10 protein-coding genes are annotated in these 11,548 nt (G+C 60.1%); 2 read left to right on the plus strand and 8 right to left on the minus strand.

Translation table 11 applies throughout. From position 1 onward, the window contains the following. Positions 1-71: 71 nt before the first annotated feature. Both WCA10_RS18855 and WCA10_RS18860 read right to left on the minus strand, forming a co-directional pair. Positions 72-1,589 carry a hypothetical protein gene (locus WCA10_RS18855; protein ID WP_472824062.1) on the minus strand — a complete coding sequence of 506 codons (1,518 nt, stop codon included), beginning with the start codon at positions 1,587-1,589 and terminating at the stop codon, positions 72-74. Then, positions 1,586-1,903 carry a PadR family transcriptional regulator gene (locus WCA10_RS18860; protein ID WP_472824063.1) on the minus strand — a complete coding sequence of 106 codons (318 nt, stop codon included), beginning with the start codon at positions 1,901-1,903 and terminating at the stop codon, positions 1,586-1,588. Before WCA10_RS18860 ends, WCA10_RS18855 begins: the two co-directional genes overlap by 4 nt. Before the next feature lie 90 nt (positions 1,904-1,993). Between WCA10_RS18860 and WCA10_RS18865 the strand changes: the two genes are divergently transcribed. Next, entirely contained in the window at positions 1,994-2,770 is a 777-nt protein-coding gene (locus tag WCA10_RS18865) for an ABC transporter ATP-binding protein (protein WP_472824064.1), read from the plus strand. Next, positions 2,760-4,598: a hypothetical protein gene (locus tag WCA10_RS18870; RefSeq protein ID WP_472824065.1), complete on the plus strand. Its 1,839-nt coding sequence runs from the start codon at positions 2,760-2,762 to the stop codon at positions 4,596-4,598. The genes WCA10_RS18865 and WCA10_RS18870 overlap by 11 nt, the downstream gene beginning before the upstream one ends. A gap of 24 nt (positions 4,599-4,622) precedes the next feature. On the opposite strand, the gene WCA10_RS18875 is transcribed toward WCA10_RS18870, so the two are convergent. From WCA10_RS18875 to WCA10_RS18900, 6 genes are all read right to left on the minus strand, one after another. Beyond that, positions 4,623-6,320: a Gfo/Idh/MocA family oxidoreductase gene (locus WCA10_RS18875; protein ID WP_472824066.1), complete on the minus strand. Its 1,698-nt coding sequence runs from the start codon at positions 6,318-6,320 to the stop codon at positions 4,623-4,625. Positions 6,321-6,324: 4 nt separating this feature from the next. Next, positions 6,325-7,185 (minus strand): 2,3,4,5-tetrahydropyridine-2,6-dicarboxylate N-succinyltransferase, encoded by an 861-nt coding sequence (locus tag WCA10_RS18880; RefSeq protein ID WP_472824067.1) that lies wholly within the window; start codon positions 7,183-7,185, stop codon positions 6,325-6,327. A 135-nt stretch (positions 7,186-7,320) separates the two neighbouring features. Continuing rightward, positions 7,321-7,668: a hypothetical protein gene (locus WCA10_RS18885; protein ID WP_472824068.1), complete on the minus strand. Its 348-nt coding sequence runs from the start codon at positions 7,666-7,668 to the stop codon at positions 7,321-7,323. A 362-nt stretch (positions 7,669-8,030) separates the two neighbouring features. Continuing rightward, on the minus strand, positions 8,031-9,176 hold the full coding sequence (locus WCA10_RS18890; protein ID WP_472824069.1) for a DegT/DnrJ/EryC1/StrS family aminotransferase: 1,146 nt from the start codon (positions 9,174-9,176) through the stop codon (positions 8,031-8,033). A gap of 81 nt (positions 9,177-9,257) precedes the next feature. Continuing rightward, positions 9,258-10,442, minus strand: a complete 1,185-nt coding sequence (gene neuC, locus WCA10_RS18895; RefSeq protein WP_472824070.1) for a UDP-N-acetylglucosamine 2-epimerase — start codon at positions 10,440-10,442, stop codon at positions 9,258-9,260. After that, positions 10,435-11,526, minus strand: coding sequence for a polysaccharide biosynthesis protein (locus WCA10_RS18900; RefSeq protein ID WP_472824071.1), 1,092 nt, complete (start codon positions 11,524-11,526; stop codon positions 10,435-10,437). The genes neuC and WCA10_RS18900 overlap by 8 nt, the downstream gene beginning before the upstream one ends. Positions 11,527-11,548: the final 22 nt, after the last annotated feature.

The raw sequence follows: 11,548 nt of genomic DNA on the forward strand, positions 1-11,548 counted from the left end.
CCGCAGATCCTTCGACTCCCCTTCACTCGTTTCAGGGTCGCTCAGGATGCCGGGCTGATTTAATTGCGCCTTCAATATACGTGGGAATCGGCGAATAAGAAATCCCAGGAGCTGTCGAGGTAGAGCCAGCGATCTCCGCTGAACCAGCTGGTGGGCAGCGATGGAACGTGGAGCAGGGCGTGACCACCGACGCACATCATCTCTGTGCCGTTCCAGCCGAGGAAAGTCCGAGAGGCCAAGCCCACGCTGGCGGGATTGGTGACGCGGCGAAGGCAGACCGGGCATCGTTTGCGCTGATCGGCGATGGCCCAGCGGAACCCAAAGAGACAGAAGGCGAAACACCAGAGAGGCTGGGAGCACTCGGCGAACGGCGAGTAGCCGATGGTGTTGACGTAGGCAAGATCGAGCGAAGCGAAGAAACCAATGGCTGCGATGAGCGCGAGTTTTGCAGCGAGGAACAGGATGCGATTGATGCGCTGACGCAACGACGGACGATGTGAGGTGATGTCGGAATCTCCGAGGGATACGGAGATCACGGCGGGCAGGGCTACGAGCGCGAGGAATAGAGCGAATTCAAAAATGCCCCAGGCACCTTCGATGGGAGCGACGATGGGAGCGCCAAAGAGATCGATTTCAACGCCATCCTGATTGAGAGCACTGATAGAGATGGTTGGGTCTGATATGTGCGCCTTGCCGCGCGGGGAGAGCAGGGCGAGGAGATAGCCGTCTGACCTGGACGAAGAATTGGATGCGATCTGCGCGTTCGACTCGAGGATCCAGGCGTCGGGTTTGCCGGGAAGCTGCCAGCTGCCAGCAGGCGCGACGCCGGCGATTCTGACACTGGCGGAGCCTACGCGAATGATGCGGCCGGCAATGTGCGGATCGCCGGTAAAGGAGCGCATCCAAAGATCGTGGCTGAGGACGAGAGCGGGCAAGTTGCGGTCGTGATCGGGTCCAGAGATAGCGAGTTGATCCGCATAGAGGATGGGCAGGCCGAGCAGGGAAAAGAGATTGGCGGAGGAATGCGCAATGTTCCAGAGATCCGATGCGGAGGCGTCTGCCTTCTCGGAGGAGACGCGGTAGAAGGCGAGATCCTCAAAAAAGCGCTGAGGGGAAGTCTTCCAATTTCGATAGAGGGCGGTCGAAATGCTGGGGCTGTTGTCATCGGCGGCGGCTTCGTTGACCAGCAACACGCCGGGTTTGATCTGGTAGTGCCCGGCTTCGTTCTCTGCCTCTACGCCGGGGAGCAGCCGGGAGATGACGAAGCAGAGCGCCAACGCAGCAGATAGACACAACAGCGTCTGGCTGGCGGATGTGTGAACGTGCACATGCGCGGAGGCTGATTTGGTGGGTTGGTTGCGGAGACAGAGTGCATCGGGAAATGCGCCGAGACAGAAGCGGGCAATTTCGCGGTGAGCGCACCACGAAAGTGTGTCGTCGATGCCGATGTAGGAGCGGCGGACGTGCCAGAGTTCGGCGAACCATTCGCGACGCCAGTCTTCGCGCTGGAAAGAGGGCACCAGGAGCGATGCGGTGCGCAGGAGCACGGCGTCGAAGAGGGAGATGAGCCGATCGCCTCGAGGATTCATCGGGTGCTGGCCTCCTCAGTAGAGATGAGGCGATCGAGGAGCGGATAGCGTTTACGGGAAGCCTCGAGCGTCGCCTTTCCTGACGTGGTGATCTTGTAGTACTTGCGCGGAGGGCGCTGCTCGGCGTCGGCGATGGCCTGACGTTCCCACTGGGAGCGAATCAGTTCATCGCGCTCGAGGCGGCGCATGGCGGGGTAGACGGTTCCACTGGGCAGGCCGGTCATCTCCATGATGCTGAATCCGTAGACGTAGCCGGCGGAGATGGCCTGAAGGATCATCGCGGCGGTATGGGAGAGTTTTACGTCGGCGGCCATGGCCAGCATTTTACCTATGTAGCAATCTACTTGACAACAGAATTTATTTGGTTATGCTGAATGCTACATAGGGTATGACGGGAGGTCGGCTTGCTCGAGGTTCAGCATTTGTACCGCAGCTATCGAACGATTCCGGCAGTCGAGGATGTGAGCTTCAAGGTTGAGCGGGGAGAGATTGTAGGGTTTCTGGGACCGAATGGGGCGGGCAAGTCGACGACGGTAAAGATCATTACGGGAATGCTTCGGCCGGATGACGGAAAGGTTCTGTTCGAAGGGAAGAATATCCGCGACGACATGGTCGGGTATCGGGCCTCGCTCGGGTATGTGCCGGAGGAGGCGCAGCTTTATGCATATCTTTCTGGCCTCGAATACCTGCAGCTGGTGGGCCGGTTGCGGGGAATGAACGAGGCGCTGATTGAGGTGAAAGCGACTGGGCTGCTGAAGCTGCTGCATCTGGAGTCGTGGCAGTATTCGCCGATTTCGTCGTACTCGAAGGGTATGCGGCAGAGAGTGCTGATCGCGGCGGCGCTGCTGCACGATCCGAAGCTGCTGATTTTTGATGAACCGCTTTCAGGGTTGGATGTGGCGTCGGCGCGGCTGTTCAAGGATCTGCTGGAGATGCTGGCGAGGGATGGCAAGGCTGTCCTCTACATTTCGCATGTTCTGGAGACGGTGGAACAGGTTTGCGACCGGGTGATCGTGATTGCGAAGGGGCACGTGCTGGCCGATGCTGCGCCTTCGGAGTTGAAGACGCTGATGAGCCTTCCGAACCTGGAGAGTGTGTTTGCGCAACTAGTGGAACAGCAGGATACGAGAGTTGTTGCGGAGAAGATCGTGGAGGTAATGCAGATCGCCCATGCGAGGTGAATTTCAAAAGCTGCTTGTGTCCCAAGTTGGTGCGCCGGCCGTTTTGTCTCTGAACATGCAGGCGGCGATGGGGCCGGTGCGGGAGCCGCAGCGGAGCCAGTTTGTGTTGCTGATGCGGCATTTTCTGGAGCGTTTTTTCAATCACGAAACGGCATCGCCGTATGGGGACGGGAAGACGCGGCTGGTGTTACTGGCGTTCGCAGCCGGTGTGCCGGGATTCATGGTCGCGGTGTGGCTGTGGCCCGTGTACCACCGGTTTCGGGGTTGGCCGCCCGGGAGCACGCAGGTGGGTCCGCCGCCCTATTGGGTGCAGGTGAACCATCACTTCTTTTTCGTGTTGTACTCGTTTGTCGTAATGGGTTTGATCACGGTGTTTGAGTGGGACCTGTTTTTTCCGGATCTGCTGGACGTGGTGGTGCTGGGGACGCTTCCGCTGGTGCAGAGAAGGGTGTTTTTCGGGCGTGCCGCCGCGATTGCGATTTTCATTGGGGGATTTCTCTTCGACGCCAATTTTCTTGCTCCGGGGATTTTGCCGGCGGCGACCGATCCGCCACATATTGTTGGTTTTCTTGCAGGACATGTGGCGGCGGTTGTGGCGGGCGGGTCGTTCGGGGCGGGAGCTGTGATTGCGCTGCAGAGCGTGCTGCTTGCGGTGATGGGCGAAAGATTGTTTCGCAGGATTTCCTTGGTCCTGCAGGGGGCGGCGGTCACGGTGCTCGTGATGCTTCTGCTGTTGTTTCCGGTTCTTTCAGGCGTCACGCCGCGATTGTTGCAGTCGCACAACGGGGCCGTGCTGTTGTTTCCGCCGTACTGGTTTCTTGGGATGTACCAGACGCTGGTGGATGGTTCGTCGGCGTTGCCGATCTTTCGCGAACTCTCCAGAATCGGGCTTACGGCATCGCTGTCCACGGCAGCAATCGGAGTTGTTTCTTATCCGGTGGCCTATCTTCGACGGGTGAAGGATCTGCTGGAGGGAGCGCCGCCGCGGACGGGGCGGAACGGGCTACTGGCGCCATTTAACCGATTGCTGCACTTGAGCGCAGTGCGAAAGCCGATCGGGCGCGCGGTGTTTCACTTCATCAACCAGACACTGTTTCGAGTTCCGCGCTACCGCATCTACCTGGTGCTGTACGGAGGGGTGGGGCTATCGGTGCTGATAGCGACGGTGCTGCGTCTGACGGTGGTCAACGGGCAGTTACATGCGGAAGCTTCAGCGGACGGAATCCGCGTGGCGGTGGGGATTGTGGCGTTCTGGATAACGACGGGGTTGCGGACAGCGTTTGTTTCGTCAGGGAACCAGCAAGGGAATTGGATCTATCGCTTTACGCACGGCAGGCCGGCCGACTTCGATGCGGCAATAGGGGAACTGGAGTCCGCAGAACTCTGGGTGCTGCTGTGCGCCGTGGCGATTACGGAATTAATGGTTGGCCTGCTGTGGCTGGTGACGCCTGTGGGGCTGTTCAGCTTGCAGGGAACGGCAGCGCAAATCCTTGTAGGAGCAGGGATGTGCGTGGTGCTTACCGATGCATTTTTTGCGAACGTGATGATTGTTCCCTTCACGGGTGAGCCTTCGCGGGAGAAACCGAATCTGGCGTTCACGCTGTTGTTGTACTTCACGTTCTTTCCCGCGGTGACGGCGGTGGCCATGATTTCCGATCGATGGATCGAACAGGGCTGGCAGAACTTTGGGGTGGTGGCGATTGCGATTGTCGTGATTCATCTGTGGTTTCGTTACAAGCATCGCGAGGTGGTGCGGATACACAGTGCGCAGGCCGAGCTGGAAGAGGGCGAAGAGGATTTTCCGATGCGATTGGGGCTTCGGTACTGAGACGCACTTCTGGTGGATGGATCTTCAGGACATTCCGGTGAAACGCCAGGCTGCGCAGGGATCCTGCGCCTCTTCGGCATAAGGTCTGCGGCCCGAGGTATCGACCTGATGAAGCAAATCGGCGGCCGCATCTTCCGCGGACATGCTGACGGGGATCTGCCAGAGCGGAGTGAAGCCGGGGTGCTGGTCAAGGATGTCCCTGAATTCCGCATTCACGTACAGGATGTCGAGTTGACCGGGGCGTTCGGCGAAGGCTTGGGCGATGCGGTCGATTAGCTGAGGAATCACGTGGGGAGGGAAGGGATTGAAGAGATAGATCAGGCAGGGGCCCGGCGGGAATTCGAAGGTGAGGGCGTCCTGGCAGATGGCTTCGAGGGGACTGCGCGCATTGCCGGATTGTTGCCAGCGGGCGAAGTTATCGACGGCGATCGCATGGAGATCAGGGTTCAGCTCAACGCCGATGCACTTGCGGAAGGGAAGCTTCGAGGCGATGAGGACGACGCGACCTTTGCCGGAGCCGAAGTCGATGAAGGTGTAGTTTTCGACGAAGAGGCGATCGGGCGTTTCGAGCCAGCGATCCAGCATGGCTTGGGCGAGCGATGGGGCAGTTCCGTAGTAGGACCCGACATAGGTATCGTTCGGTTGGCCTGAGTTGAGTTGGTTGCCGGGGATAAATCCGCTGGTGTCGAGGCCCGTGGCCTGGTCGAAGGGATGGCGGTCCTGAATTGTGAGTGGGCTATCTTCGATTGGGAAATGAACGCCGAGGGCAACGCGGGCTTCTTCGAGCATTCGCGCCATGCCGAGGGAGAGTGCGTGGGGGATGATGGGGCTCTCGCGGAGGCCCTCGCGGATGAGATCGCAGAAGTGAGTGGTCTCGTAGTTGAAGCCGCTGCCGGTGTGCGGCTCGTCAATCTCGACGATACGGCCATCGAGGTAACGAACAGTAGCGTGGGTGGGGTTCCACCAGTTGGCACGGAGGAGCACGTAACCGCGAGGTCCGCATAGCAAGGCATCGCCGAGGCTAAGCAGGTCGATGCCAGTATGAAGCTGGGCCATGCCGCGCTCGTGTTCTGTTTGGAAGATTGCAAAGTTGTCGACGCCGGCGGAACTGAGGCGGCCCATGGTCTGCACGCGCTTGAGGGGGCCGAGCCAGTCGAGCGCGAGGAAGGCTTCGTAGGGACCGATGCCCATGATGCCACCGCCGCCGAGTTCGGCGAAGTGAAGCGGGTAGTTGGGACAAATGGAAGAGTCGCAATGGCCAGCGCGGACGAAGACGATGGGGCCGATGGGATCGGATTGCAGATGCTGGCGGAGGCGCTGATAAAGCGGGAAGAATGGCGGCTTCATGGCTTCCATGAAGAGGCGGTCGTGATGGCGGGCGGCGGCGAGGACTTGGGCTAGTTGGTGTTGATTGAGGCAGGCGGGTTTTTCGCAGAGAACGTGCTTGCCGGCGGCGAGGGCCTGGAGGCAAAGGTTGGCGTGAGAGTCGGGGTGGGTGGCGATGTAGACGGCGTCAATGTCGGCGGAGAGCAGGGATTCGAGGGTAGGAGCGATGGTGGGGACGGAGAATTTAGTGGCGTAGGCCTGTGTGCGGTCTGAGTTGCGGCCCCAGACGGCGGTGAGGGTTGCGTGTTCGACGGCCTGCAGACCATGGGCGAAGCGCGTGGCCGCGCGGCCGGGGCCGATGACGCCCCAACGAATTGAGTTAACGCTTTCAATCACGGCGTCAGCGTATCAGGTCTTCAAGGGCAGTGCTGAAGTCGGTTTTCTCGTCGCGGTATTTGACGATGACGGGGGCGTAGAGTGAGAGGCCCCAGGCTTCGGAGTTCACGTGGCCTTTGCCTTTTGTTACGGCACGCGAGCCGGGCACAACGACGGCGTTGGGCGGAATGATGAGTGGGGACTCGGTGGCGGCTTTGATGGTGGTGCCGTTGATGAGATCGAAGACGGGCGTGCCGCGCGTGAGGATGGTGCCGGGGGCGAGGACGGCGCCAGCGCGGACGATGGTGCCTTCGTAGACGCCGCAGTTTCCGCCGACGAGGACGTCGTCTTCAATGATGACGGGGCTGGCGTTGATGGGCTCGAGTACGCCGCCGATCTGAGCGGCGGCGCTAAGGTGTACTCGCTTGCCGATCTGGGCACAGGAACCGACGAGGGCATGAGAGTCGACCAAAGTGCCTTCGTCGACCCAGGTGCCGGTGTTGATGTAGCAGGGGGGAACGCAGATAACACCGCGAGCGATGTATGCGCCTGCACGAATCGATGAGCCACCCATCACGATCCGAATTCCATCGTTCGCGCTGAAATGTCGGACGGGGTAGGTGTGTTTGTCGACGAAAGAAAGCGCGCCGGCAGGGAAATCCTGGAGGACGCCGATGCGAAAGCCGAGGAGGATGCCTTTTTTGACCCAGGCATTGACGCGCCAGCCGGTTGGAGCGGCCGGGTCGGGGGATGCGGAGCGAAGTTCCCCGCGCTCAAGCGCATCGCGCAGGGCGAGGAAGGCTTCCATGGCGGCGGGGTCGCTGATGGCGGAAGCGCCGGCGGCGAAGTGACGCTCAATTGACTGTTCAAGGGAATTGGGATTCATTCGTTTTGAGTTTAGCAAGCGAACCACAACGAAGATGGAAGCAGGGTGGAGACGCCGGGATTTTGGGAAAAAGAAGAACGGCGCCGAAGAGGTTGGTTCGGCGCCGTTTGCGAGGAGAACGGCAGTGGTTCCGCTTTAAGCAGCGGAGACGGGAATGACCTTGGCACGAGAGCGAGGGGCGAGGGAGAGGACAGGCTTCGGCTGCAACTCGAAGGAATTATTCCCGGAGGGAATCAGCGCCAGCGGTACGGTGCGATTGGCAGTTCCGTGGAGATTCTTGGATTCAAGCCATGCGCAGAGCCTGGGATCGTAGATTTCCGGTTGACCCTGCCAGAAGTCAGGTTTGAGGCCGCATTGAATGCGCAGATGGCCGAGTTGGAGTTCGATGTTGTGCGTGTCTTTTGGAAAATAGCGGCGAACATTCGCGGTTCCAACGTGCAATCCGGTGACGCCGTGACCTTTGCTTTGAGTTTTAACGACCATCGGGTACCTGTTCTGTGATTTCCGGTTAAAGTACACGGATGAAAAGCGAATCGAAATGAGTTGACTTGAACGGCTTTCGCGACATTTCCTGTTCGGGAATCAACCCCTGACGCAAATCAGCTATGGTGAAGGAGAGTTCGGAATTCCCGCCTGTAGGTAAACTTCTGGTTAATCGAAAGTGAATCCAAGGACATGCCTGAGGAATGCGGCGCAACAACGAGATGCGACCGTACACAAACTCTCGAAGACCATTGATGCACGGTTCAGATAATTGGGTTGGGTAAGGAGGAAGAATTTTTCGCTAAAAGATGTGGGGTGGGATTCGAAGGAAGAATCGCTGCGAGGCGCGATAAGTTAAGTCCTTAATTTTGCGTGGCCAGCGCCTGGCGGAGTGCGGAGGCGACCTGTTCCTGTTGAGACAGAGCGATGCGGGTAAAGAAAGGAAGGGCGAGGGTGCGGGAGCCGAGGGTTTCAGTGGTGGGAAGGTGCGGCTGGAACTGCACGATGAGGTCGCGCCAGGCGGGCTGCTGGTGGATCGGCGCGAAATAGGAGGCGGTGGCGATCGCCCGGTCGGAAAGCAACGCCTGAATGCTGGCACGATGGGCGGTTTGAGGCAAACGAACGACGAAGACAAACCAGCTGATAGTGCAGCCGGGCAACGTGAGCGGGGGCATTTGGAGGCCGGGAATGTCTGCGAGGAGTGCGTAATAACGCTCGGCTGCGGCGCGACGGAGGGAGAGGATTTCGCCGATGCGGCTAAGTTGGACGCGGCCGAGAGCGCAGGCAATGTCGGAGAGGCGGTAGTTGAAGCCGATCTCGGGATGATGAAGCCAGTCGACGGCTTTCTGAGATTGGACGATGTCTGCGGCATATGCTATTCGGCCCTGATTGCGGAGGCTGCGAAGACGGTCAGCGTGGGCCTGGGTGTGGGCCAGGACAGCGCCGCCTTCGCCGGTGGTGATCTGTTTGTTGGGGTAGAAGCCGAAGACAGAGAGATCGCCGAAGCCGCCGACGCGGCGCTGATGCAGCTCGGCGCCGATGGCTTCGCAGGCGTCCTCGATGATGACCAGACTGTGACGCGTAGCGAGAGCGCGCAGAGCGTGCATGTCGGCGGGGATTCCGAAGGTGTGGACGACCAGGATAGCGCGCGTGCGAGGCGTGATGAGGGGCTCGACGGTGGAGGGTGTCAAGTTCAGGGTGACAGGATCGATATCCGCAAAGACAGGCGTGGCGCGGATATGGAGGACAGCATTGGCGACGGCGATGAACGCGAATGAAGGAACGATGACTTCGTCGCCTTCTCCGATGTTGAGGGTGAGGAGCGCCATGTGAAGGCCGGCGGTGCCGCTGCTGACAGCTACGGCATGGGCGAGCCTGTGGTATTTGGCGAAAGCGGCTTCGAAGGCGGCGAGTTCAGGCCCGAGGCTGAGGTGCGGGGTGCGCAGAACGGCGGTGACTGCTGCGATTTCAGCTTCGGTGATGTCGGGAGCGCTGAGCGGGATAGGCATGGTTGAAGTTCAAAGCGGAGTTAGTGTGGTTTGCGGTATAGCACGTAAGCGAGTTAGTGGTGCTCCGTACCTGTCAGCAAGTTAGCGAGAGTGCCGGTCGATTATAGGTGCGGGTTGTTTGATCAGCAGGTTCTCAAGAGGAACAGTGGTGAGGACATTGGCGATAATAGTGGCGGCTGTGCCGTTGCCGTAGGGATTGGCCATGCCGCGAAGTTTCTTGCGCGTTGCGGGAACGAGAGCGCGTTTGAGTGCGGCGGTGATGGCGGCGCTATCGGCGGGAACGTCGAGGATGTTGCGCGCGCGTTCGCGGCCCTGCTGACGCATGCCGACGTTAACGACGGGGAGCGCGAACGAGGCTGCTTCCATGATGCCGCTGGAGGAGTTGCCGATCATCGCATCGACCTGGCCGAGAAGACTCCAGTAGGTAACGGCGTCGAGGTTGACGAAGATGTGGGTGTCGGGGCGTGCTGCGGCGAGGGCGCGGGTACGCTCGATCAGCGCGTGACTGCCGGCGTCGGCATTGGGATAGACGAAGATGAGTTGACCCGGGACATGCGCGAGCGCGGTGAAGAGAGCGTCGGCCTCGGCATTTGTATCTCGGAGGATGGTGACAGGATGCCAGGCGGCGAGAATCGACGGTGACGCGATCTTCGTGTCTAGGCGTTTCTCGAGGGCAATCCGCGAGAGCAGTTTGGAGCGGCTCAGATGATCGAGCGAAGGTGCGCCTGCGTGGTGAACACGCCAGGGTTCTTCGCCCATGGCGATGACGCGGCGGCGGGCAGTTTCAGTCGAGGTAAAGTGAATGTGGGCGAGCTTGGTGAGGGCGTTGCGAACGTGGTCGTCGATGGCGCCCTGGCTGACTTCGCCGCCTTCGATATGAGCGACGGGAATGCGCAGTGCGAGCGCGGCACAGGCAGGGGCCATCATTTCATAGCGGTCGGCGATGAGCAGCATGAGGTCGGGACGCCATGCAGAGAGAGTGTCGGCGAGCGAGAGGATGGCGATGCCGATGGTTTTCGCCATGCCGGTATCGGTGTCGGAACTGAGAAGGCACTCAATGCGCGCCTTGATGGGGAAGCCTTCGCGCTCGATTTCAGAGATGGTGTTGCCGAATTCCGGCGAGAGGTGGGGTCCGAGCGCGATCACGCCGAGTTCAACATCGGGACGGTCGGCGAGTTCGCGGAGAGGCCAATAGAGGTGGCTGTAGTCGGCGCGTGAGGTTGTGACAACGGCAATTTTCCGTTTCGCTTTACTCGATTTACTCATTGGAGACCTTCGACACGACGGAGCAGCACTGCGCAAGAACGGTTTGGCCAGGGGTGTAGTCAGGAACGAGGACGCGAAGAGCGGCGAGCGCTGTGGAGAGATCGCGGGATCGGAGAGCGTGGTGCAGAGTGGCCAGCAGGGATTGAAACTGGCTGCGTGGGGGCAATGACGAGCGAAGGCTGACGAGGCCATTTGCCGTTGCCGGATGCGGGGTTTCGCTGTTGGACCAGAGCTGTTCGGATTCCTTGTCGCCGGGGCGGAGGTGCGTGAATTCGATGACAGGGATGCGGTCTGGAGAAAGAGCGCGGGCCATGAAGCGCGCAAGATCTGCGATGAAGTGCGGTTGCGGAAGCAGGGGGGCCAGAAGGGCCGGCGCTTGCGTCACACTGGCTGCGGCGAGGAGCAGTTCGACGGCTTCGGCGATTGTGACAAAGTAGCGCCGCGCCGCGGGATCGGTCACGGTAAGAGAAAGACCGGCTGCGATCTGGCGGGCGAAGAGTTCTGTGACGCTTCCGCGAGAGGCGAGGACGTTGCCGAGGCGGAGGACAGTTCCCCCTGACGTGAGAACAATCTGTTCGGCAAGGCGTTTGGTTGCACCCATCATGGAGGCGGGTGTCACGGCCTTGTCGGTGGAGACGAGAATGACGCGGGCATTTTGAACGGATGCGACGAGCGTCTCGGTTGCGAGCACGTTGTTGGCGATTGCGGCAAGGGGTTGTTCTTCGATGAGGGGGACGTGCTTATCGGCGGCGGCGTGGAAGACAAGGCTCGGACGATGGAGAAAGAAGATTTCATCGAGAAGAGTGCGATCGCAGACACTGCCAAGATAGAAATCAGGCGTCGAGGAGATGGCGGCGAGATTTTGCTGTAGGTCGTAGAGGCTGTTTTCAGAGGATTCGAGGAGGATGATGTGGGCACCCGCAGAGGCCAGTCGGAGTGCGAGTGCGGAGCCGATGGAGCCTCCGGCGCCGGTGATGAGAATCGGGCCCTGAACGAAGGGCGAGACGGCTGCAGGCAGTGCTGACGGAAGTGGTGCGCGACCGAGGAAGGCGTGCCACTGCAGGGTCTCGAGGGAGGGAATCACAGATCGAAGTATAAATGTGCCA

It is taken from the genome of Occallatibacter sp., from assembly GCF_049582745.1.
Lineage (GTDB): Bacteria > Acidobacteriota > Terriglobia > Terriglobales > Acidobacteriaceae > Telmatobacter.